A 21,646-nucleotide genomic window follows, 5' to 3' on the forward strand; every position below is an offset into this window, starting at 1 on the left:
GACGCAGAGCGTCACGAACTGCATGCCAACGCGGAGCATTGGCACGATAGTCAAAAGCGGGGCGTCAGTCAGAGCGCAAACGGCAGTGCGATGTGCGCTTCCTGGCGCTCGGCCAGGCGCTGTTCGAACTCCACAGGATCGTGAATCAGCACGTCTTGCCCGGCAAAGGTTTCGGCGGCGATCAGGCGTGACAGCCAGAAACGTACGCAGGCAATGCGCAGCATAGTGTCCCAGAGTTTCGATTCCGCAGCCGTGAACGGGCGCAGGCCTGCATAAGCGCCCAGCAAGGCGCGGGCGCGGACGGCGTCGAGCCGGCCGTCTTCGCGAGAGCACCAGTCGTTGAGGGCAATCGCCAGGTCGTACAGCATCGGGCCGGAGCAGGCATTGTAAAAGTCGATCAACCCGGTCAGGTGCGTGCCTTCAAACAGCACGTTGTCGCGAAACAGGTCGGCGTGCAGGTTGGCACGCGGCAACGCCATGATCTGCGGCTTGAGGTCTTCGATTTCCTGAAGGCTTTTTGCAAGCAATGCCCGCTGAGTCTCGCCCAGGTGCGACAGAAAACTCCGCCCCTCGCTCAACATCCAGTCCAGCCCGCGATCGGTCTTGCGCTCCACTATCTGCTCGCGCGTTGCCAGGTGCAGATTGGCCAGCAACTCACCGATCTGTACGCAATGTTGGGTATTCGGCTCACTGATGTGCTTGCCCGGCAGACGTGGCTGCAGAAGCGCCGGCTTGCCCGCCAGCTCGCGCAGCGCCTGACCGTCGGTAGTGCGCAGTGCGTAAGGCACCGGAAGATCGGCCTCGTGCAGCACATCAAGCAGCTCGATGAAGAACGGCATTTCCTGAACCGGACCGCGCTCTACCAGAGTCAGGACGAACTCGCCCCGCTCCAGGCTGATGAAGTAATTGGTGTTTTCACTGCCAGCGGCAATGCCCTGAAAGTCAAGCAGACGGCCGAGCCCGTAAGGGGCGAGAAATGTTTCCAGCTCGGGCCGAGCCAGCGGGGTAAAAACGGACATATCAGGACTGCCAACCATTAAAGTGAATGTAGGGTGCTACCGGATAACAACTACCAGCTGAATATTTCCCACTGCGGGATCAGCATGTCCGGTTGATCCGAACGGATGAAGTTGGGGCTTGTACCATCGGCGCGCACCAGAAAATAGGGCTTGCCGTGTTTCGGGGTGATTTTTACCGCATACAGAAAACCGTTCTGACGGTATTCCTGAATGGTTCTGTCGCCATCGGTGCGAATAGTAACGTCCGGCGCCGCCGAAGGTGAGTCCTCTGCTGCAACCGCGAGCAAAGGGCAAAGCGCCAACAGGCCGGTCAATAAGAGTCGATTTACCTTGCGCATGATAACCTTGTCCCTTTGTCGTCAATGGTCCGCGCATTCTAGCGCCGCACCCGCCGAAAAGGTTGATTCTGCTCATGACCCAAGCGCCGCTCGTCCTGGTGGACGGTTCTTCTTACCTCTACCGCGCCTTCCACGCACTGCCACCCCTGACCACGTCCAAAGGGCTGCCGACCGGCGCCGTCAAAGGCGTGCTGAACATGCTCAAAAGCCTGCGCCGCCAGTATCCGGACAGCCCGCTCGCGGTGGTTTTCGACGCCAAGGGCGGGACGTTCCGTGACGCGCTGTACACCGACTATAAAGCCAACCGGCCCAGCATGCCGGACGATCTGCGCGTGCAGGTCGATCTGCTGCATGCCTGCGTCAAAGGCATGGGCTATCCATTCCTGTGCGTGGAAGGCGTCGAAGCGGATGACGTGATCGGCACCCTGGCGCGCAGCAGCGCGGCGGCGGATCGGCCGGTGGTCATCTCCACCGGCGACAAGGACATGGCGCAACTGGTCGACGGGCATATCACCCTGGTCAATACCATGACCGGCAGCGTGCTCGACGTCGCGGGCGTGAAAGAGAAATTCGGCGTCGGCCCGGAGCACATCATCGATTACCTCGCGCTGATGGGCGACAAGGTCGACAACATTCCCGGCGTGCCGGGCGTCGGTGAGAAAACTGCCGTCGGCCTGCTGGTTGGCGTCGGCGGCGGGATCAAGGAGCTCTACGACAACCTCGACAAGGTCGCGACCCTGCCGATTCGGGGCGCCAAGACCCTGGCTGCCAAGCTCGAAGAACACCGCGAGATGGCTTTCCTGTCCTACGAACTGGCGACCATCAAGATCGACGTGCCGCTGGACATCGAGCTGGATCAGTTGCACTGCGGCGAGCCGGACCGCGATACGCTGATGGAGCTGTACGCCGAACTGGAATTCAAAAGCTGGATCGAAGACCTGCAACGCGACGCCAAGCGTGCCGGACAGGAGCTGGCGGTTGAAGAACCCACAGTCGAAGCCAAAGAAACGGCCTATGAGGTCATCCTCGAACAAGCCCAGTTCGATGCCTGGCTGAAAAAGCTTCAGGCCGCGCCGCTTTTCGCCTTCGTCACCCAGAGCAACGGCACCGACGCCCAGCGTGCGCAACTGGTCGGTCTGTCTTTCGCCATCCAGACCCACGAAGCGGCTTATATCCCGCTGACTCACTCGTACATGGGCGTGCCGCAGCAACTGGACCGCGACACGGTGCTCAAGACGCTCAAGCCGTTGCTGGAAGACCCGGGCAAGATCAAGGTCGGCCAGCACGCCAAATTCGCCATCAACCTGCTTGCCAACTGCGCGATCGATGGCGATCAGGCGCAGGGCATCGATTTGCAGGGTGTCAGGTTCGACACCATTCTGGAGTCCTACGTCCTCGACTCCACGGCGACCCGCCACGACCGCGACAGCCTGGTGGCCAAGTACCTGACGCACACGCCGATAAACTTTCAGGACATCGCTGGCAAGGGTGCCAAACAGCTGACCTTCGACCAGATTGCACTGGAGCAGGCGGGCAACTATGCCGCTGAAGAAGCCGATCTGACCCTGCGCCTGCATGAAGTCTTCGACGCCCGCCTGGCGGCAATCCCGACCTTGCAGCCGGTGCTCAACGATATCGAAATGCCGCTGGTGCCGGTGCTGGCCCGTATCGAGCGCCAGGGCGCGCTGGTCGATGCCAACCTGCTGGGCATCCAGAGCGTCGAGCTGGGCGACAAGATGACCGCCCTGGAGCGCGAAGCCTTCGCCATTGCCGGTGAAGAGTTCAACCTCGGCTCGCCCAAGCAGCTCGGGGTGATTCTCTATGAAAAACTCGGCATGCCGATCCTCAGCAAAACCGCCACCGGCCAGCCTTCGACTGCCGAAGCGGTGCTGGCTGAACTGGCCGAGCAGGACTTCCCGCTGCCCAAAGTGCTGATGCAGTACCGCTCGATGAGCAAGCTGAAGAGCACCTACACCGATCGTCTGCCCGAGCAGATCAACCCGCGCACCGGGCGCATTCATACCTCTTACCATCAGGCGGTAGCGGTGACAGGCCGCCTGTCCTCCAGTGATCCGAACCTGCAGAACATCCCGATTCGTACCGCTGAAGGCCGACGCATCCGTCAGGCGTTCGTGGCACCAAAAGGTTACAAACTGCTGGCCGCGGACTATTCGCAGATCGAACTGCGGATCATGGCGCATCTGGCGAAGGACGAAGGCTTGCTGCACGCGTTCCGCAACGACCTGGACGTGCACCGGGCAACGGCGGCGGAAGTATTCGGCGTCGAACTGGACGGCGTCACCAATGACATGCGACGCAGCGCGAAGGCGATCAACTTTGGGCTGATCTACGGCATGAGCGCGTTCGGTCTGGCCAAGCAGATCGGCGTCGACCGCAAGCAATCACAGGCCTACGTAGACCGTTACTTCGCCCGCTACCCCGGCGTACTCGACTACATGGAGCGCACCCGCGCCCAGGCCGCCGAGCAGGGTTTCGTCGAAACCATCTTCGGTCGCCGCCTGTACCTGCCCGACATCAATGCCAAGAACCCGTCCCTGCGCAAGGGCGCGGAGCGCATGGCGATCAACGCGCCAATGCAAGGCACCGCCGCCGACATCATCAAAAAAGCGATGGTGGCGGTGAACGGCTGGCTGGATGCGTCAGGGCTGGATGCGCGCGTCATCCTGCAGGTACACGATGAACTGGTGCTGGAAGTGCGCGAAGACCTGGTGGATCAGATCAGCGAACAGATCCGTCCGCACATGAGCGGGGCAGCAGAATTGGCCGTGCCACTGCTGGTGGAAGTGGGCGTGGGCAACAATTGGGACGAGGCACATTGAGTGAAACAGGGCGAACTTGTAAGCAGGTTCGTCAAACACTGTAGGAAAGGTGAACTTTTCTACATTGCTGGAACTTAACCATTTAGACAGGAGTCAGAGTTTCCGATTGATTGAAAAATCCATCATGCTCCTATGTTGTGTTAAGTGTTGGCATATATCCGGACCCCACCCTAAGGTCTGGACCTTAAGCCCCGGAACTTCCTTCTCCCCATGCGAAGTCCGGGGTCTTTTTTTGCCTGCGATTTACTCGGCAGGCGCCTTGTCTTCCAGCTCCATCCAGTCAGCCAGTACGGTATAGGCCTCTTCCAGCCCCATGCGCTTGGGGGCCGAGAACAATTGAATGCTGACAGCGTCGCCCCAGCCCTTGCGGATATCGGCCTGAACCTTGAGCAGCGTGTTCTTGGCTGCGCCGTAAGTCAGCTTGTCGGCCTTGGTCAGCAGAATGTGCATCGGCATATTGCTGGCGATCGCCCAATCCAGCATCAACAGGTCGAAGTCGGTCATTGGATGACGGATGTCCATCATCAGAATCAGCCCTTTCAGGCTTTCACGACTGCCCAGATAGGCTTCCAGGTGACGCTGCCAGTGCAGCTTCAGCGGGATGGGGACTTTCGCGTAGCCGTAGCCAGGCAGGTCGACCAGACGACGATCCTCGTCCAGGCCGAAGAAGTTCAGCAACTGGGTACGCCCCGGCGTCTTGGAGGTACGTGCCAGACTGGCGTGGGTCAGGGTGTTCAGCGCGCTCGACTTGCCCGCGTTGGAGCGACCGGCAAATGCGACTTCAAAACCTTCGTCATCGGGGCATTGGTCGACCTTGGCGGCGCTGAGCATAAACGTGGCCTGTTGGCACAGACCGAGAATAGGGTTTTTGAGTTGCATGTGATTTCCGGTGAAGGCCTTGCCTGCAAAGGGTGCGGCAAGAGGTTTCGGTTTCGTGTGAATGCGTGAGCCTATGATGACACACCTGTCACCCGGCCCACACTCACACCGTGTCGGGCCGCTCTGACCGGTGTGCTGGAACATTCAGACATGACCTGCTTCACTCCTTCAGCAAAAAGGCCTTCCAGGGCCACCCATTTTTATAACCTCAGCGTTACACTAACGAACTCAGGCTTTCGCGTTCGGTCGAAACACCGTCGCTTGAAGGCGATTCAATCTGCTCAGGAGTAAAGCATGCGTAATCTGATCATCAGCGCCGCTCTGGTTGCCGCCAGTCTGTTCGGTATGTCCGCCCAGGCCGCCGCGCCCATCGAGGCTGGCAAACAATACGTCGAGCTGAAAAGCGCTGTGCCTGTCGCCGAGCCAGGCAAGATCGAAGTAATCGAGCTGTTCTGGTATGGCTGCCCGCATTGCTACGCGTTCGAGCCAACCATCAATCCGTGGGTTGAAAAACTTCCGTCCGATGTGCACTTCGTACGTATCCCGGCCATGTTCGGCGGCCCTTGGGATGCCCACGGCCAACTGTTCATCACCCTGGACACCATGGGTGTCGAGCACAAGGTTCACGCGGCAGTATTCGAAGCCATCCAGAAAGGCGGCAAGCGCCTGACCGACAAGAACGACATGGCCGATTTCGTCGCCACCCAAGGCGTGAACAAGGATGACTTCCTCAAGACATTCGATTCCTTCGCCGTGAAGGGCAAGATCGCGCAGTACAAGGAACTGGCCAAGAAGTACGAAGTGACCGGCGTTCCAACCATGATCGTCAACGGCAAATACCGCTTTGACCTCGGTTCTGCCGGTGGTCCGGAAGCTACCTTGCAGGTGGCTGACCAGTTGATCGCCAAAGAGCGAGCGGCTGCTGCAGCCGCCAAGTAAGCGCCTGTCATGCGCCGCTGGGGCAAAGGTAGCCCGCGTATCGTTGGCCTGCATGATCCGCAGGTCAACGAACATCACCTGACGCAAAGCGGCTTGCCGGAAGACGGCAGGCTGCGTTTGCTCAGTTTCAATATTCAGGTCGGTATCAGTACCCAGCGCTACCATCACTACGTGACGCGCAGCTGGCAGCATTTGCTGCCGCACGGCGGGCGTGCAGGCAACCTGCAGAAAATCGGCGAGCTGATCAACGATTTCGACCTGGTGGCGCTTCAGGAAGTCGACGGCGGTAGCATGCGCTCCGGCTTCGTCAATCAGGTCGAGCATCTTGCCCAGCTGGGTGGTTTTCCGTACTGGTATCAACAGCTCAACCGCAACCTCGGGCGCCTGGCCCAGCACAGCAATGGCGTGCTGAGCCGTTTGCGGCCGACCAAGATCGAGGACCACCCACTGCCTGGCCCGGCCGGGCGTGGTGCAATTCTCGTTCGCTTCGGCGAAGGAGAGGATGCGCTGGTGGTGGTCATGATGCACCTGGCCCTCGGCACCCGTACCCGGACCCGACAGCTGGCCTACATCCGTGAACTGATCGGCGGCTACCGCCATCAGGTGCTCATGGGCGACATGAACACGCATGCCAACGACTTGCTGGAGCATTCCCCACTTCGAGATCTGGGCCTTCTGGCCCCGCAGATCGAAGCGACCTTCCCCAGCTGGCGGCCACAGCGCTGTCTTGATCACATTCTGCTCAGCCCGACCCTGACACTGGAACGTGTGCAGGTGCTGGCTCACCCTATTTCCGATCACCTGCCGGTTGCCGTCGAGATTCGCCTGCCTGCTTCACTGTGTGGGGACTCACTGCCTGTGCCCTCTGGTGGAAGCCTTGCATGAGCGACGACGCGGAGCGTTGGAAAGAGAAATACCTCAAAGGGATCGAGCAACAGGACAAGCTCGAAAAGCGCTGGGATGCGCGGCTCGACTTGCTGCGTCGCGGCCTGGTGCGCAGCAGCCTGGCGGCGGAGGGCTCTGACCGGGCTGTCGACGAATGCATGAAGGAAATGCGCGAAATCGTCCGCACGGACGACATGGACGCGGGCCTCGCAGCCCTGATCCCGCGCCTTGAGAAAGCGGTGCTGGATTCCGAGCATCGCCGCGAAGTACGCGCCGGGCAGATCAGCTCGGCACTGACCGCACTGGTCACCCAGCTACAGGCATTGCCGCTGCCACGCGAAGTGCGCAAACCACTCAAGCGCTTTGCCAAAGACCTTGAAGAGCGCGCTTCCCAGGCACGCGAGCTGCCCGTGCTGCTCAGTGAGCTGAGCGGTTTGCAGGGCCAGGCCCTGACCCAGATTGAAAAACCCGAAGAAGGGCCCCGCCAAGGCCTGCTGCAACGCCTGTTCGGCTCGCGGGAGCCGCACAGCAATGAGCATCCTCCTGAAACGGCTTCGCCCGACGACGCTCCAGCCGAGACACCTCCGCCGGTGCAGGAGCAGCGCGACAACACGTACGAACCACCTGAACCCACTGCCGAAGCAGACGCACCGCCAGCGCCCGTAGCACCAACGCCAACGCCAACGCTGGCGCCAGTACTGGCACCGGAAGAGAAGACTGATCCGGTTATCGAACCTGCCCCCGCGCCACAGCCGGCTCCCGACGTCGACACAGTAACTGTCACCGCGCCTGTGGAAGCTGCTCCTTCTGTGGCTGCCACGCCTGCGGCCGTGATAACCCCGGAAATGGCTCCCGAGCCAATCCCCGAACACGCTTACACCTATGTCGAGCCTGTCGACATCACCGATATGCTGGCGCCCATACCGAGCGTGCCTTATCAGCAAAGACCGGCACCGGTCGTCGTCGCAGCAGAACAACCGGAAGAAGAGCCCGAGCCTGATACCGAACCCGAAGCCGCAGAAGGTGATGACGGTTATGCGCTGCCCTCCTCGCCGGAGCCGAGTTACAGTTCGGTCGCTGCACACATTGAAGAAACCCTGCTGGGCCTGCTCAACGACCTGACGTTGTCCGAGCATTTTCGTCCGCAGGTCGAGGACATGCAGTTACGCCTGAAACACGGGCTTAACTGGTACGAACTGCTGCCGATCCTCGACGACCTGGCGGTTCTGATGCTGGCGATCAACAACGGCGGTCAGCAGGAATTCGGCAGCTACCTCAAGCAGCTCAATGAGCGACTCGAATCCTTCCAGAGTCATTTGCAGGCTGCCAGCGAAGATCGCGCCGAAGATCAGTCTGCAGTGCGCGATTTGAACGAGCAATTGCGCGAGCAGGTGGGCGGGTTGCAAAGCAGCGTTCAGGATGCGTCCGACCTGACCAGCCTCAAACAGGTGCTGGATAACCGGCTCGAAGGGCTGCTCAGCACCATGGACACCTACCAGCGCAAGCGCGACGACCGCGAGCAGGAAGTGGCATCGCGCCTGCAAAGTCTGTCGGCCCGTGTCGCCAGCATGGAGCAGGAGGCACTGGGTTTCAGGACCCACCTGGAAGAGCAGCGACAGAAGGCACTGGTTGATCCGCTCACCGAACTGCCCAACCGGGCTGCGTGGGGCGAACGCCTTGAACACGAAATGGCTCAGTGGCAGCAGGAAAAAAACAGCCTGCTGGTGTGCATTCTCGATCTGGACCACTTCAAGCGCATCAACGACGGCTACGGGCATCTGGCGGGTGACAAAGTGCTGAAAATTGTCGCCAACGTCTTCAAAAAACGCCTGCGGCCCGGTGACTTTCTCGCCCGCTTTGGTGGCGAAGAATTTGTCATGTTGCTGCCCGCAACACGCCCTGATTCCGGCTTGATACTGATCGACGAACTGCGCGCCGCCGTCGAGCTGTGCCCGTTTCACTTCAAGGGCGAGCGGGTAACCATCACCGTCTCCATAGGCATGACGGCTTTCCGGGTTGGCGAACGGCCGGATACCGCCATAAAGCGTGCCGATCAGGCCCTTTACAAAGCCAAGGAAAACGGCAGAAACCGAGTAGAGCAGGGCTGACTGATACATTTTAATCTGAACAAATGTTTCAGCCTGAAGCTATTCGCCACCGTTTTGTTATGATGTTGCATTTCCTGCCGACGCTGCCAATCCAATGAAGCTGTATTTCTCTGCCTTTCTGTTACTCGTCCTCACGGCCTGCTCCAGCGGTCCGAAGCTGGACACCAGCCATCCATCCGTGAATTTCGACGGTCGGGTTCAGTACGTCGTCATGCATTACACCTCGGCCTCACTGGAGCGCTCTCTCCAGCTACTGACCCATGGCGAGGTCAGCAGCCATTACCTGATCGGGGATGACCGCCAGGCCACGATCTACAAACTCGTCGATGAGAACGCACGGGCCTGGCACGCAGGCGAAAGCGAGTGGGAAGGCCGCACATGGCTCAACTCCAGCTCCATCGGCATCGAAATCGTCAATCCGGGCTTCAAGGAAACGCCGACCGGCCGCCTGTGGTATCCGTACACCGAGGCGCAGATCCAGTCGATCACCGTTCTGCTCAAGGACATCGTCAAACGCAATCGGATCGACCCGAAACACGTCATCGGCCACAGCGACATCGCCCCGCTGCGCAAGCAAGACCCAGGTCCGCTATTCCCGTGGAAACGTCTCGCAGCCGAAGGACTCGGCATCTGGCCCGACGAACGCCAGGTTGCCCAGCGCCAGGCATTGCTGGCCACCAACCTGCCAAGCATCAGCTGGTTCCAGCAGCAACTGGCGCGTCTGGGCTACGCAACGCCGCAGACCGGCGAACTGGACATCGCAACACGCCAGGTACTGGCAGCCTTCCAGATGCACTACCGCCCTGCCCGTTTCGACGGCGAACCCGACACCCAAAGCGCGGCCATTTTGCAGGTGCTTAATCACTCGAATTGATCGGGCGTAAAGCGGCGAAGAAGAGTCCTACGGCCGCTGTGGCGAACAACCTGACTGAATACCAGCACCCTATATGGCACGCCAAGGTTGAATACATGTACAAGATCCTGTACAAAACAACCATGCCCAAGCTCTTTGCTTGAAGAAGCGCTCGATATCTGAAGGGTAGTCGAGCAGTTCCAATCCCATACAGGGTCTGGCGAAGCCAGGAAGGAATATTTATATGCAGGTTTTATCATTCAGCCAGGCTCGCGCCGGCTTAAAGCAAGCTATGGACGATGTGTGCCGGGACCATGAGCCCGCGCTCATCACTCGCTTGCGCGGTGACCATGTAGTCATGCTCTCCCTTGATGACTTCAACTCAATGTCAGAGACCATGTATCTACTGGGTACAGAGGCCAATGCGACGCGCCTGCGACAATCCGTTGCACAGCATAAAGCCGGGAAAGCTTTCATAAAGGAGATTTCCCTAGATGTCACAGGGCCAGAAACAGAAGAATAAAGAAGCGGCAAGAACCTCTGTAGGCGTACATTTCACGGCGTTAGGATGGGACGATTACTCTCACTGGAAGAACTCTGACCAGACAATTTCCAAATCCATCGACAGCCTTATCAACCAATGTCTACGCACCCCCTTCAAGGGCACTGGAAAGCCAGAACCATTGACCGGTGATTTGACAGGTTATTGGTCCCGCCGCATCACCAAAGAGCATCGTTTGGTCTACTTTTACGAAGGTGGCGTTCTTACGGTCATCGCATGTCGCCATCACTACTGATGGCTGGAATGTCTTCACCCTATCGCCTTTTAACGCAGAATTCTGCACAGGACGCACAACAACGGCCAAGGGTTTTTATTGTGTCTGAACCCGCGCCTCAAAGCGGCAACGCCATATAAAACTGCGTGCCCTGCCCTGGCCTTGAGTAGACCCCCATGCGCCCGCCGTGCAACTGGACAATCTCCTTGCACAGCGCCAGCCCGAGCCCGGCGCCGCCTTTTTTGCGGCCGACCTGGACGAAAGGTTCGAAGATGCGACCTTGCTGGCCGTAGGCGATGCCCTCGCCGTTGTCCTCGACGCTGATAATCGCCCGCTCGCCGTGGCGCCGCGCCTGCAAGCGGATCAACCCCTTCGGCGGTGTATGACGCAAGGCGTTGTCCAGCAGGTTGTCGAGCACCCGTTCCAGTTGCGACTGGTCGGCGTGCAGACGCGGCATGGGCTCCTGCACATCCAGCATCAGCACAATGTCTTGTTCCAGCGCTTGGTCTTCGAATCGGGCCTTGGCCTCTTCCAGCAGAGTCTCGATGGAGCACGGAGCCAGTTTGAGTTTTTGCAGACCGTTCTGGTAGCGCGAGAAGTTCAGCAAGTCATTGATGAGCTGCATCAAGCGCTGCATCTCTTCGGTGACAGTATTCAGCAGATCGGCTTCGCGGGATTCTGGCGCGAAATGCAGCCGCTCCTGCAACAGGCCGAACGCCATGTGCATGCCGGTGACCGGCGTGCGCAGTTCGTGTGAGGCGCGCAGCACGAACTCACTGCGCACACGCTCGAACGCTCGCTGCTCGGTCACGTCATGCAGCACCATGACCGCACCCAGAATATGCCCTTTGGTATGGCTGACCGGCGTCATGCTGTAGGTCAGCAAGCGAGACTCGCCGTCTATTTCGATGGCCAGGTCTTCCGGCGCACGCTCCAGAGTCCCGCCGCGCAGCACCAGATGCAGTTGCTCATCCAGCTCGGGACGTCCCAGCGCTTCGCCCAGGCTATGACCCAGACGACTTTCATCCCAACCGAGTTGCCGCTGAGCCACAGGATTCAAATGTTCCAGATGACCCTGGCGGTCAATCATCAACAGGCCGTCGTCGATGCTGTCGAGGACCGCCTGCAGACGCTGCTGCCCCGCCAGCAGCTCGTCGACATTGGTCGCCTGATGCTGGCGCAAGGCCTCGGCCATGATGCCGAAGCGCCGGGTCAGCAGGTTCATCTCGGCAGCCGAAGAAATAGGCAGCGTCACTTCGTAATCACCCTCGCCTATTCGATCGGCCGCCTTGGCCAGCGCCTCGATCGGTGCGCCGAAACGCCGGGCGATGCCGTGCGCTGTCACAAAGCCGATGCACAGCACCGCCAGCCCGACGAGCCCCAGCAGGCCGGCGATCCACAGCGCACGATCCCGAGAATTGATCTCGGCATTGCTGATGTTTTCGAGGGCGGTGCGATGCACACTCAGCAACCCGTTACGCAACGTATCGAAGCTCTCGCTCAACTGTGGCGTGCCGCGTATGCCGCGCGGATCATTACCGTAAAGCTTCCAGACCTTGATGAAGTTCTGGTAATCGCCCTTGGTCTTCTCGAAACCGCTGCGCACTTCCTGCTGCGTATCCTGCACAGAGCCCTGCTCCAGCAGCTCTTCAAACTGACTCTGGGTTTTTTCCAGCTCAGGCTCATTGCGTTGCGAGCCCGTCATCAGCACCAGTTGATCGCCGAGGTTCTGGCGCAGCTTCAAACCTAGATCCAGAATGGCGAAGTTGTGCTGAATCAGCGATTCCTGAGTCCGAGCCATCTGCATGACACTGACGAGCCCCAGCAGCAAGCCGAGCAAAGCGACCGTGATCAGGGCCGAAATACTCAGAAAAAGGCGGGTGCGCAACTTCATGGCCAGTTTCATTGGAGGTCATTCACAGGTTGTACTGTTTACGTTTGCGGTAAAGAGTAGAAGCGTCGATACCCAGTGTTTTCGCAGCCTGATCAAGTGTTTCGCTGGTGGCCAGCACGGCACCGATATGGGCTTTTTCCAGTTCGTCCAGACTCAGCGCTGCGCCTACGCGCGGTGAATTGTTCACCGGTTGCTCCGCCATGCCCAGGTGGCTGACCTCCACACGCTCTTGCGGGCAGATGATGCTGGCGCGCTCGATGACGTTGCGCAGTTCGCGAATATTGCCGGGCCAACGGTAATTGAGCAGCGCGGCACGTGCTTCATCACTGAAACCCCGGGCCGGACGAGCGTAGTCCTTGACGAAACGCGCCAGAAAACGGTCCGCCAGGGTCAGAATGTCTTCGCTGCGCTCACGCAGGGCCGGCAGGTGCAGGGTGATGACGTTCAGACGGTACAGCAAGTCTTCACGGAAACGCCCGCTGCGCACCATGTCCTCCAGATTGAGGTTAGTGGCAGCCAGAATGCGCACATCGGCCCGACGGGTAACCGGATCACCTACGCGCTCGTATTCCTTGTCCTGAATGAAGCGCAGCAGCTTGGGCTGCAGCGTCAACGGGAAATCGCCGATCTCGTCGAGGAACAGCGTGCCGCCGTCGGCCTGATTGACCCGGCCCAGCGTGCTTTCACTGGCGCCGGTAAACGCTCCGCGGCTGTGACCGAACAGCTCGCTTTCCATCAACTCGGCGGTCAGCGACGGGCAGTTGATCGTGACGCAGGACTTCTTGGCGCGCTTGCTCCAGCCGTGAATCGCGCGGGCCAGCTCACCTTTACCTGTACCGGACTCACCCAGAATGAGGATGTTGGCATCGGTCACCGCAACCTGACGGGCGGTTTCCAGAATGGCCATCATCGATGGACTGTGGGAATCCAGACCGTCCTTGGGTTTACGCACCTCGCCTTCCAGTGCTTCCAGACGCGCCGAAAGCTGTCGCACTTCCAGTTGCTTGGCGGTGGCCAGGCGCAGTTGATCAGGGCTGCACGGTTTCACCAGATAGTCGGCTGCGCCAGCCTGAATGGCATCGACGGCGGTGTCGACGGCCGAATGCGCGGTCACGATGACCACGCGCATCCACGGCGCCTGAATGCGCATCTGCGCCAGCACATCAAGGCCATTGTCCTCGCCCAGACGCAAGTCCAGAAAGCACAGATCAAACACCTGGCGCTGCATCAGCGTGTCAGCCTGCGCTGCGCTGTTGGCAGTGGCGACACTGTAGCCTTCGTCTTCCAGGCAGTACCGGAAGGTGCGGAGGATGGCGGACTCGTCGTCCACAAGGAGAATACGGCCCTGATTCTCAGTGGCTGCTTCCATTTTTCCTACGCTCCTTAATGAATTGTCTCAGTTAGTCTCGGAATCATCGGGCAAGTTGCATGGTCAATTCTGATTGATTCTGCCGCATTCGTGGTAGCTATCTGTTCGTTTAATGGCGAATAGCCTGATTGGCCCGTGTTTACGCCGCTTAAACCGTCTGCCCGGAGACGAAATTCATTACAAAAGGAACGCCCACATGTTTTCACTGAAAAAGATTGCTCTGATCACTGCCGCCACAGCGATGCTTGGCAGCGGTCCCGTGCTCGCCCAGCCTGACCTGCCTACGCAACTTGCCGAAGCGCGTCAGGAAGGGTCTATCTGGACCGCCTTTGCACTGAACAAGCATCTGAGCCCTTTCAAGATCGATGTGGATGTCGAGCAAGGCACGGCCATTCTTAAGGGCAAGGTCGAAAGCGAAGTTGATCGTGAACTGGCGGAACGCATTGCGCTGGACGTCCAAGGCATTGAAAAAGTCGATAACCAGTTACAGGTCGATGCTTCGGTGGCCAGCGACGCCGGTACTCGAACCGATATGGCTCAGCGCTTCGACGATGCAACATTGGTCGCAACGGTGAAATCCAAACTGCTGTGGAGCAGCGTCACCGAAGGCCTGAATATCGATGTCGACAGCAAGGACGGCGTCATCACCCTCAAGGGCCGCGCGCAAAGCCCTGAAGCCAAAGAGCTGGCGGGAAGCCTGGCGAGCAATACCGATGGCGTGGTCAGCGTCAACAACCTGATCAGTCTGAGCGCGGCCGACTCGATAGCCTCCAAGGCTCAGCCGCAGTCGCTGACCCCCACTGAAGAGATGAGTGACGCGTGGATCACCAGCAAGGTCAAAGCCAGCCTGATCTATAGCCGGACTCTGGACGGTTTGAATATCAAGGTGGACACCAAGGCCGGAGTAGTCAGTCTGAATGGTGTGGTCGCCAACTTCGCCGAGAAGGAACTGGCGGTTGAAATTGCGAAAAACATTCGCGGTGTCAAAGGCGTGAATGGCGATGCGCTGAAGGTCATGGCGCGTAGCGCGGGCTGATGCTTAAAGCGTCGAGCGCATCGAGCCTCGTGCAGAACGCACGATTACAAATGTGTAATCGTGCAGCTTGCTGGTAGGACCCGCCTGTAAAACTTTATAACCTGTTGATTTTATTGATTTTAATATCGTGTAAAAACTTGGCATGCAGTCTGCAATGTCTCCTGCAACGAGGTCGGTATATGGCGACCCATACGATCGTACGACTACGGGTCAGGGGAGTTTGCAGATGAACATCCAGCGAGTTGCACAATTGCGCATTTCTCCCCTGCACATCCAGCAAGGTCTTTTCCTGATGCTGGCCCTGTTGGTCACCCTGATCGCCATTCAACAGTACCAGCGCTGGGATCAAACCAGCCAGGCAGCTCAAGCCAGTCAGCAATTCCTTCACAGCAGCACTGTTTCTTACCGCAGCGTCAGCTCGCCCGTGGTCAAAGAAGCATCATCGAGCCTTCGACCTGTCGATGGCATCGTCTCTGTGGATGAAGTCGCACCGCAGCAAAAATGGGTTTTCTGACCCGACTAGAAAAAACGCATCACCCTTAGATCATTAAATAAAACGGCATTAAAAAGGAGTATCACCATGTTGAGTTGGGCTATCACGTTTCTGATCATCGCCATTATCGCTGCAGTACTGGGCTTTGGCGGTATCGCTGGTACGGCTACTGGTATCGCCAAGATCCTGTTCGTCGTCTTCCTGGTGATGTTCGTTGTGTCGTTCTTCTTCGGTCGTCGCGGTCGAGGCTAAAGATGCACACGTCATTTCGCACACTGGCCGCCGCCCTGCTATTGGGCGGCAGTGCCATGGCCATGGCTGCCAACGATGGGCAGTCCAGGGTCAATGAGCTTTTGAGTTCGGCCCCTGAGTACCGCACTACCTGGACGAAAGTCGTCAAGAAGGAAGAGCGGTTGCCGGACTGGGTTATCAACCTTTCCGGTGCCTCCGAGCAGCAAATGACGGCCGTCACCGAGGACGGTGACAAGTATCTGGTGGGGCCGCTTTGCGAAACCGCCGATACGTGCAAGAGCAAACGCCTGATCGTGGCTGTCAGCCTCGACAAGGAAGATGCCTACGCCATGCTGGTTGAAGTACCTGCAGGTCTTCCTGCAGATAAGTCACCTACCCGTCACGCGACTTACCGCTATCTGGGTGAGCCTGACGAGGGCATGAAGGGTCTGCTGCAAGAGCAATTGCGCAAAGACCCGAACTGGTATTGATCCAGCAGGGAAGGTGCAGGTTCTACGAGCCGCCACCTTCCTGATCTGTGCAACCTGAGGAAGGTTCGCACATGACCATGGGGCCGGGATGCGTTGATCGACAAGATCGGCGTGACCTAGGGGTACAGGGAGTACCTCCGTAAAGGGCCGGGTCAGGCAAGCTGCCGTGCAAGTCCATGAGTATTTTCCGACCTGTCGGAGGCTATCAACGGCTTATGCACGGCGCTTTATATTCCTGTCAGACCTTCCGTTTAAATCGCATCCCTCGGCAGCATCAGTCCCAACGGCAGGCGTACCCGCGCCTCTAGCCCGCCCCCTGATCGGTTTCTCAGCTCGACATTCCCGCCATGCATGGCAGCAATACGCTTGACGATGGCCAACCCGAGCCCGGTGCCCTTGCCGCTACGCGCGCGATCGCCACGTATGAACGGGTTGAAGATCGTGTCCAGCTCAGAAGGGTCAATGCCTGCACCTCTGTCCAGAACGCTGAGTACGACATAAGGCGCATTTCTGTCGCCCGACACGTAAGCCGCCACTTCGATACCGTTACCTGCATGATGCCGCGCGTTACCTATCAGATTGGTCAACAGGCGCTTCATCGACACTCTGCGCAGCGGGAAAGGCGGAATCGGCTCAAGACACAACCGGATGCTGTCTTCATCATTGTTGAACGGTGCAACCACGTCGCGCACCAGATCGCCCAGATCCACCTCTTCAATCTGCTCATCACGGCCATCGCGAATGAACGCCAGGAACTGATCGAGAATCGCGTCCATGTCCTCGATGTCGCGCACCATGCCTTCGGAAAATTCGTTGTCGTTCATCAGTTCCAGCGACAGGCGCAAACGAGTCAATGGCGTTCGCAGATCATGCGAGACACCGGCCAGCATCAGCTCGCGCTCCTGCCCGGCCTGCTCGACATCCTCGGCCATCTGATTGAAGGCTCGATAGACCTCGGTCATTTCGCTGGGGGTGTCACTGACCGGCAAACGCACGCTGCGCCCCTGACCCAATTGCCGAGCGGCGAAGACCAGGCGTTTGAGTGGCTGATTCAACTGACGGACGAAAATCCAGGCAGACGCGGTGGACAGCAAACCAATCGCCAGGAACCAGCCCAGCACGCTCCAGATCTTCTGCCCGCGCAGGGGGTGCGGATAAAGCGGGACTTTCAGCCAGCCATCCCCAAGGCTGGGCGCGCGCACCCACAACGCAGGCGGCGCATGTACGCGCAGGCGAACCTCGGTGTCGGCACCCAGTTCGGCCTGCATCTGGCGCTGATAAATCTCGCTGTACGGCCAGTGCTGCTCCCCTTCCGGGACGCCACCGCCCACAACACGAATCAGACCGGCCGCCTCGGCAATCGCGTCGCGATCGTTTTCATCGGCTGCCCAGTAAGCACGCAGGGTGAGCGCGACGCCATGGCTGTACTGCCTGTCGACCAGCACGTCTTCGTTCATCAGCAGGTAGACCAGGGTCAGGGCCTTGGAAAACAGCACGACGATGAGCACCAGCCACAGCGTGCGAGAGAAAAAGCTTTGCGGAAACCAGAGCGGAGTCTTCATAACAGCAGCCATACACTTTGCAAGGCGAGCCAGGCTCGCGGGTTTGCCGAACGCGGGCGAGACCCGATGGACGAACGCAAAAAACCAGAACGTCGATAGCCTGTTGAAAGGTTATCGACGTAACTGGCAGGAATGACGGATTTCAGTGCTGATAACCGTGTTATCAGCGATTTCCGACACCATCTGGAACGAATACATAGCCCACGCCCCAGACGGTCTGGATGTAGCGAGGCTTGGATGGATCCGTCTCGATCAGACGACGCAGACGGGAAATCTGCACGTCGATGGACCGCTCCAGCGCATCCCACTCACGGCCACGGGCCAGATTCATCAGTTTGTCTCGGGTCAACGGCTCGCGAGCGTGCATCACCAGGGCCTTGAGCACTGCAAACTCGCCGGTGGTGAGCATGTGGACTTCTTCGCCACGTTTAAGCTCGCGGGTCGCCAGGGACAGTACGTAGTCGCCAAAGCTCACCGACTCGTCTTCACTGCCGGGCGCACCGGGTACAGGTGCAGCCTGACGACGCAATACAGCCTTGACCCGAGCCATCAACTCGTCCGGGTTGAACGGTTTTGCCAGGTAGTCGTCGGCACCCAGCTCAAGCCCCTTGATACGACTCAGCTCATCGCCCTTGGCGGTCAGCATGATGATGGGTACCTGATTGTTCGCGGCACGCAGCCGACGGCAAGCGGAAAGACCGTCTTCCCCAGGCAGCATCAAGTCCAGCACCACGAGGTTGAACACCTCACGGGCCAGCAATCGGTCCATTTGCTCCACGTTCGCCACTGCGCGGGCACGGTAGCCCTTGCTGGTGAAAAAACGTTCAAGGAGACTGCTTAACCCCGGATCATCATCGACAATCAGGATTTTTTCGCCTTCAGCATTTTGTGCGGTGCTGCTCATCGGATGCTCCTCTGATCTCGGGGCGCATTATGGCTTAGCTGCGGTGATGCGCACCGTGTGCATTGTTAGCAGATTTTACTGGGGGCGACACTTGCGCATGCAATTGCACTGAAAAAAGACCACGTTTGTCGGCCAATCCCCTAATCCGCCTTCGCCGGGTATAATGCGCCGCCTTCAAAGTCAGGCAACGCCGGACCTGTAGCAGTTCGCCAGTATTCAAGATAAACACTGCCGGACGGAAGTCAGGCATGGCAATTCGTACACAGCCCAGTTTTTTGCTCACAACTCCAGGTGGTCTTATGGACAGCATCAACAGCCGCATCGCCGAAGAACTCGGTGTACGCCCACAGCAGGTCGCCGCGGCCGTAGCACTACTGGATGAAGGCTCGACCGTGCCCTTCATTTCCCGTTATCGCAAGGAAGTGACCGGCAGCCTCGATGACACGCAACTGCGCCATCTGGAAGAACGCCTGCGCTATCTGCGCGAACTGGACGACCGGCGCGTCAGCATCCTTGCCAGCATCGAAGAGCAAGGCAAGCTGACCCCGGAACTCGCTCGCGACATCAAGCTGGCCGACACCAAGACCCGTCTTGAAGACTTGTACCTGCCTTATAAGCAGAAACGCCGCACCAAAGGCCAGATCGCCCTTGAAGCAGGCCTCGGCGAGCTGGCCGACGGCCTGTTCAACGACCCGGGCCTGAACCCGGACACCGAAGCGGCGCGCTTTGTCGACGCCGAAAAAGGCGTGGCCGACGTGAAAGCCGCACTGGAAGGTGCCAAGTACATTCTGATGGAGCGCTTCGCCGAAGACGCTGCCCTGCTCGACAAGCTGCGCAGCTTCCTCAAGCAGGAAGCCGTGATCAGCGCACGCGTGGTGCCGGGCAAGGAAGAAGAAGGCGCCAAGTTCCGCGACTATTTCGAACACGACGAGCCACTCAAGAGCATGCCGTCGCACCGCGCCCTGGCGATTTTCCGCGGTCGCAATGAAGGCTTTCTCAGCAGCGCGCTGAAAGTCGGCGAAGAACTGCCAGGCGCCATGCACCCGTGCGAGCTGATGATCGGCGAGCGCTTCGGTATCCAGAACCAGAGCCGCCCGGCTGACAAGTGGCTGGCCGAAGTGGTGCGCTGGACCTGGAAGGTCAAGCTGTACAGCCATCTGGAAACCGATCTGCTGGGTGAACTGCGTGAAGGCGCGGAAACCGAAGCGATCAACGTGTTTGCCCATAACCTGCACGACCTGCTGCTCGCCGCCCCTGCCGGCCAGCGCGCCACGCTGGGCCTCGACCCTGGCCTGCGCACGGGCTGCAAGGTCGCCGTGGTGGATGCCACCGGCAAGCTGCTCGACTACGCCACGGTCTATCCGCATGTGCCGAAGAATCAGTGGGATCAGACCATCGCCGTGCTGGCGGCCCTGTGCGCCAAACACGCGGTCGACCTGATCGCCATCGGCAACGGCACCGCCAGCCGTGAAACCGATAAGCTGGCCGCTGACCTGATCAAAAAATACCCGGGCCTGAAAATGACCAAGGTCATGGTGTCCGAAGCCGGTGCATCGGTTTACTCGGCGTCGGAACTGGCTGCCAAGGAGTTTCCCGAGCTGGACGTGTCGATCCGTGGCGCGGTATCGATTGCCCGTCGCTTGCAGGACCCACTGGCCGAGCTGGTAAAAATCGATCCGAAATCCATTGGTGTCGGTCAGTACCAGCATGACGTTTCGCAACTGAAACTGGCTCGCGGTCTGGACGCTGTGGTGGAAGACTGTGTGAACGCCGTGGGCGTGGACGTGAATACCGCGTCGGTTGCCCTGCTGGCACGGATTTCCGGTCTTAACACCACGCTGGCGCAGAACATCGTGGCGCATCGTGATGAAAACGGTGCGTTCAAGACCCGCGCTTCACTGAAAAAAGTCAGCCGTCTGGGCGAAAAAACCTTCGAGCAGGCCGCAGGTTTTCTGCGCGTCATGAATGGCGACAACCCGCTGGACTCCTCGGCGGTTCACCCGGAAGCCTACCCGCTGGTGCAGCGCATTGCGGCTGAAACCGACCGGGATATCCGCTCGCTGATCGGCGATGCCAGCTTTCTCAAGCGTCTGGACCCGAAGAAATTCACCGACGAGACCTTTGGTCTGCCGACCGTGACCGACATTCTGCAAGAACTGGAAAAACCGGGCCGCGACCCGCGTCCGGAGTTCAAGACCGCCGAGTTCCAGGACGGCGTCGAAGACCTCAAGGATCTGCAACTGGGCATGATCCTCGAAGGTGTCGTCACCAACGTCACCAACTTCGGTGCGTTCGTCGATATCGGCGTGCACCAGGACGGTCTGGTGCACATCTCGGCGCTGTCCGAGAAGTTCATCAAGGACCCGCGCGAAGCGGTCAAGGCCGGTGACGTGGTGAAAGTGAAGGTCATGGAAGTCGACATCCCGCGCAAACGCGTCGGCCTGTCGATGCGCATGAGCGATACGCCCGGCGAGAAGATCGACGGGGCTCGCGGCGCACGCCCAGGCTCTTCGCAACGCCAGCAGAGCAGCGCACCGCGCAAGGAAACCACTGCCCCCGCCCCGGCCAACAACGCCATGGCCTCGCTGTTCGCCAACGCCAAGCAGTTGAAGAAGCGCTGATGGACATCCCGGAAGATCTGACCCATAGCGCCTATTTCAAGATGCTCGGCTGCGAGCTGCGGCGTCTGGACGAAGGCGTGGCCGAAGTCGCGCTGCCGCTGGAGGCGCACCTGCGCAATCGCGGCAATGTGATGCACGGCGGGGCGATCTTCAGCCTGGTCGATATCGCTATGGGGCTGGCCTGTTCCAGCTCCCACGGTTTCGACCAGCGCAGCGTGACCATCGAGTGCAAGATCAACTATGTGCGTGGCGTGTCCGAGGGCGAGGTTGTGTGTATCGCCAAGGTGCTGCATGCGGGCCGCAGGACGCTGGTCGTCGAGGCGGAAGTCGTCCAGGGCGATAAACTTGTTGCAAAGGCTCAGGGCACATTTGCTGTTCTCTAGACGTCTATAAAGGCTGATAAACGCA

20 protein-coding genes are annotated in these 21,646 nt (G+C 59.2%); 13 read left to right on the forward strand and 7 right to left on the reverse strand.

Annotated features, from left to right (window positions below):
• Nucleotides 1-68 precede the first annotated feature (68 nt).
• Nucleotides 69-1,019, reverse strand: coding sequence for a homoserine kinase (locus I9H07_RS22510; protein WP_236424907.1), 951 nt, complete (start codon nt 1,017-1,019; stop codon nt 69-71).
• 50 nt (nt 1,020-1,069) lie between these two features.
• Nucleotides 1,070-1,357, reverse strand: coding sequence for a DUF2782 domain-containing protein (locus tag I9H07_RS22515; RefSeq protein WP_024645121.1), 288 nt, complete (start codon nt 1,355-1,357; stop codon nt 1,070-1,072).
• A 74-nt stretch (nt 1,358-1,431) separates the two neighbouring features.
• On the opposite strand from I9H07_RS22515, the gene polA reads away from it, so the two are divergent.
• Nucleotides 1,432-4,197: a DNA polymerase I gene (gene polA / locus I9H07_RS22520; RefSeq protein ID WP_236424909.1), complete on the forward strand. Its 2,766-nt coding sequence runs from the start codon at nt 1,432-1,434 to the stop codon at nt 4,195-4,197.
• 243 nt (nt 4,198-4,440) lie between these two features.
• On the opposite strand, the gene yihA is transcribed toward polA, so the two are convergent.
• Nucleotides 4,441-5,076, reverse strand: coding sequence for a ribosome biogenesis GTP-binding protein YihA/YsxC (gene yihA / locus I9H07_RS22525; RefSeq protein ID WP_024645119.1), 636 nt, complete (start codon nt 5,074-5,076; stop codon nt 4,441-4,443).
• Nucleotides 5,077-5,370: 294 nt separating this feature from the next.
• Between yihA and I9H07_RS22530 the strand changes: the two genes are divergently transcribed.
• The 6 genes from I9H07_RS22530 (at nt 5,371) to I9H07_RS22555 (ending at nt 10,658) form a co-directional block, all read left to right on the forward strand.
• Nucleotides 5,371-6,015, forward strand: a complete 645-nt coding sequence (locus I9H07_RS22530) for a thiol:disulfide interchange protein DsbA/DsbL (protein WP_024675319.1) — start codon at nt 5,371-5,373, stop codon at nt 6,013-6,015.
• A 9-nt stretch (nt 6,016-6,024) separates the two neighbouring features.
• The gene (locus tag I9H07_RS22535; RefSeq protein WP_024675320.1) at nt 6,025-6,900 is read left to right on the forward strand and encodes an endonuclease/exonuclease/phosphatase family protein; all 876 of its coding nucleotides are present in this window, start codon (nt 6,025-6,027) and stop codon (nt 6,898-6,900) included.
• On the forward strand, nt 6,897-9,008 hold the full coding sequence (locus tag I9H07_RS22540) for a GGDEF domain-containing protein (protein WP_236424911.1): 2,112 nt from the start codon (nt 6,897-6,899) through the stop codon (nt 9,006-9,008). The genes I9H07_RS22535 and I9H07_RS22540 overlap by 4 nt, the downstream gene beginning before the upstream one ends.
• A gap of 94 nt (nt 9,009-9,102) precedes the next feature.
• Nucleotides 9,103-9,882 (forward strand): N-acetylmuramoyl-L-alanine amidase, encoded by a 780-nt coding sequence (locus tag I9H07_RS22545; protein WP_024675322.1) that lies wholly within the window; start codon nt 9,103-9,105, stop codon nt 9,880-9,882.
• A 223-nt stretch (nt 9,883-10,105) separates the two neighbouring features.
• Nucleotides 10,106-10,384: a type II toxin-antitoxin system Phd/YefM family antitoxin gene (locus tag I9H07_RS22550; protein WP_024675323.1), complete on the forward strand. Its 279-nt coding sequence runs from the start codon at nt 10,106-10,108 to the stop codon at nt 10,382-10,384.
• Nucleotides 10,356-10,658: a Txe/YoeB family addiction module toxin gene (locus tag I9H07_RS22555; RefSeq protein WP_080266691.1), complete on the forward strand. Its 303-nt coding sequence runs from the start codon at nt 10,356-10,358 to the stop codon at nt 10,656-10,658. Before I9H07_RS22550 ends, I9H07_RS22555 begins: the two co-directional genes overlap by 29 nt.
• A 97-nt stretch (nt 10,659-10,755) precedes the next feature.
• On the opposite strand, the gene I9H07_RS22560 is transcribed toward I9H07_RS22555, so the two are convergent.
• A complete protein-coding gene (locus I9H07_RS22560; protein ID WP_024675324.1) occupies nt 10,756-12,543 on the reverse strand; it encodes a KinB sensor domain-containing domain in 1,788 nt (595 codons plus the stop codon).
• A 10-nt stretch (nt 12,544-12,553) separates the two neighbouring features.
• Entirely contained in the window at nt 12,554-13,900 is a 1,347-nt protein-coding gene (algB, locus tag I9H07_RS22565) for a sigma-54-dependent response regulator transcription factor AlgB (protein WP_236424913.1), read from the reverse strand.
• Between the two features lie 196 nt (nt 13,901-14,096).
• On the opposite strand from algB, the gene I9H07_RS22570 reads away from it, so the two are divergent.
• From I9H07_RS22570 to I9H07_RS22585, 4 genes are all read left to right on the forward strand, one after another.
• Nucleotides 14,097-14,936, forward strand: coding sequence for a BON domain-containing protein (locus I9H07_RS22570; protein WP_024675325.1), 840 nt, complete (start codon nt 14,097-14,099; stop codon nt 14,934-14,936).
• A gap of 226 nt (nt 14,937-15,162) precedes the next feature.
• Complete coding sequence (locus I9H07_RS22575) at nt 15,163-15,450, forward strand: hypothetical protein (protein ID WP_024675326.1); 288 nt, start codon at nt 15,163-15,165, stop codon at nt 15,448-15,450.
• A gap of 66 nt (nt 15,451-15,516) precedes the next feature.
• Complete coding sequence (locus I9H07_RS22580; RefSeq protein ID WP_003380232.1) at nt 15,517-15,681, forward strand: DUF1328 domain-containing protein; 165 nt, start codon at nt 15,517-15,519, stop codon at nt 15,679-15,681.
• 2 nt (nt 15,682-15,683) lie between these two features.
• Entirely contained in the window at nt 15,684-16,151 is a 468-nt protein-coding gene (locus I9H07_RS22585) for an inhibitor of vertebrate lysozyme family protein (protein WP_024675327.1), read from the forward strand.
• A 251-nt stretch (nt 16,152-16,402) separates the two neighbouring features.
• Here the strand turns inward: I9H07_RS22585 and I9H07_RS22590 are convergent, their stop codons facing one another.
• Both I9H07_RS22590 and ompR read right to left on the reverse strand, forming a co-directional pair.
• Nucleotides 16,403-17,713, reverse strand: a complete 1,311-nt coding sequence (locus tag I9H07_RS22590; RefSeq protein WP_024675328.1) for an ATP-binding protein — start codon at nt 17,711-17,713, stop codon at nt 16,403-16,405.
• A 163-nt stretch (nt 17,714-17,876) separates the two neighbouring features.
• Nucleotides 17,877-18,617: an osmolarity response regulator transcription factor OmpR gene (gene ompR / locus I9H07_RS22595; RefSeq protein ID WP_024675329.1), complete on the reverse strand. Its 741-nt coding sequence runs from the start codon at nt 18,615-18,617 to the stop codon at nt 17,877-17,879.
• Between the two features lie 299 nt (nt 18,618-18,916).
• Here ompR and I9H07_RS22600 point away from each other — a divergent pair, with 299 nt between their 5' ends.
• On the forward strand, nt 18,917-21,238 hold the full coding sequence (locus I9H07_RS22600; RefSeq protein ID WP_024675330.1) for a Tex family protein: 2,322 nt from the start codon (nt 18,917-18,919) through the stop codon (nt 21,236-21,238).
• On the forward strand, nt 21,238-21,621 hold the full coding sequence (locus tag I9H07_RS22605) for a PaaI family thioesterase (protein WP_024645108.1): 384 nt from the start codon (nt 21,238-21,240) through the stop codon (nt 21,619-21,621). Before I9H07_RS22600 ends, I9H07_RS22605 begins: the two co-directional genes overlap by 1 nt.
• Nucleotides 21,622-21,646: the final 25 nt, after the last annotated feature.

The sequence above is a fragment of the Pseudomonas syringae genome, assembly GCF_023278085.1.
Lineage (GTDB): Bacteria > Pseudomonadota > Gammaproteobacteria > Pseudomonadales > Pseudomonadaceae > Aquipseudomonas > Aquipseudomonas syringae_Q.

Excerpts from the sequence above, each read along its gene's own strand:
- I9H07_RS22510 (WP_236424907.1), bottom strand. The coding sequence starts at position 1,019 with ATGTCCGTTTTTACCCCGCTGGCTCGGCCCGAGCTGGAAACATTTCTC.
- I9H07_RS22515 (WP_024645121.1), bottom strand. The coding sequence starts at position 1,357 with ATGCGCAAGGTAAATCGACTCTTATTGACCGGCCTGTTGGCGCTTTGC.
- polA (WP_236424909.1), top strand. The coding sequence starts at position 1,432 with ATGACCCAAGCGCCGCTCGTCCTGGTGGACGGTTCTTCTTACCTCTAC.
- yihA (WP_024645119.1), bottom strand. The coding sequence starts at position 5,076 with ATGCAACTCAAAAACCCTATTCTCGGTCTGTGCCAACAGGCCACGTTT.
- I9H07_RS22530 (WP_024675319.1), top strand. The coding sequence starts at position 5,371 with ATGCGTAATCTGATCATCAGCGCCGCTCTGGTTGCCGCCAGTCTGTTC.
- I9H07_RS22535 (WP_024675320.1), top strand. The coding sequence starts at position 6,025 with ATGCGCCGCTGGGGCAAAGGTAGCCCGCGTATCGTTGGCCTGCATGAT.
- I9H07_RS22540 (WP_236424911.1), top strand. The coding sequence starts at position 6,897 with ATGAGCGACGACGCGGAGCGTTGGAAAGAGAAATACCTCAAAGGGATC.
- I9H07_RS22545 (WP_024675322.1), top strand. The coding sequence starts at position 9,103 with ATGAAGCTGTATTTCTCTGCCTTTCTGTTACTCGTCCTCACGGCCTGC.
- I9H07_RS22550 (WP_024675323.1), top strand. The coding sequence starts at position 10,106 with ATGCAGGTTTTATCATTCAGCCAGGCTCGCGCCGGCTTAAAGCAAGCT.
- I9H07_RS22555 (WP_080266691.1), top strand. The coding sequence starts at position 10,356 with ATGTCACAGGGCCAGAAACAGAAGAATAAAGAAGCGGCAAGAACCTCT.
- I9H07_RS22560 (WP_024675324.1), bottom strand. The coding sequence starts at position 12,543 with ATGAAACTGGCCATGAAGTTGCGCACCCGCCTTTTTCTGAGTATTTCG.
- algB (WP_236424913.1), bottom strand. The coding sequence starts at position 13,900 with ATGGAAGCAGCCACTGAGAATCAGGGCCGTATTCTCCTTGTGGACGAC.
- I9H07_RS22570 (WP_024675325.1), top strand. The coding sequence starts at position 14,097 with ATGTTTTCACTGAAAAAGATTGCTCTGATCACTGCCGCCACAGCGATG.
- I9H07_RS22575 (WP_024675326.1), top strand. The coding sequence starts at position 15,163 with ATGAACATCCAGCGAGTTGCACAATTGCGCATTTCTCCCCTGCACATC.
- I9H07_RS22580 (WP_003380232.1), top strand. The coding sequence starts at position 15,517 with ATGTTGAGTTGGGCTATCACGTTTCTGATCATCGCCATTATCGCTGCA.
- I9H07_RS22585 (WP_024675327.1), top strand. The coding sequence starts at position 15,684 with ATGCACACGTCATTTCGCACACTGGCCGCCGCCCTGCTATTGGGCGGC.
- I9H07_RS22590 (WP_024675328.1), bottom strand. The coding sequence starts at position 17,713 with ATGAAGACTCCGCTCTGGTTTCCGCAAAGCTTTTTCTCTCGCACGCTG.
- ompR (WP_024675329.1), bottom strand. The coding sequence starts at position 18,617 with ATGAGCAGCACCGCACAAAATGCTGAAGGCGAAAAAATCCTGATTGTC.
- I9H07_RS22600 (WP_024675330.1), top strand. The coding sequence starts at position 18,917 with ATGGACAGCATCAACAGCCGCATCGCCGAAGAACTCGGTGTACGCCCA.
- I9H07_RS22605 (WP_024645108.1), top strand. The coding sequence starts at position 21,238 with ATGGACATCCCGGAAGATCTGACCCATAGCGCCTATTTCAAGATGCTC.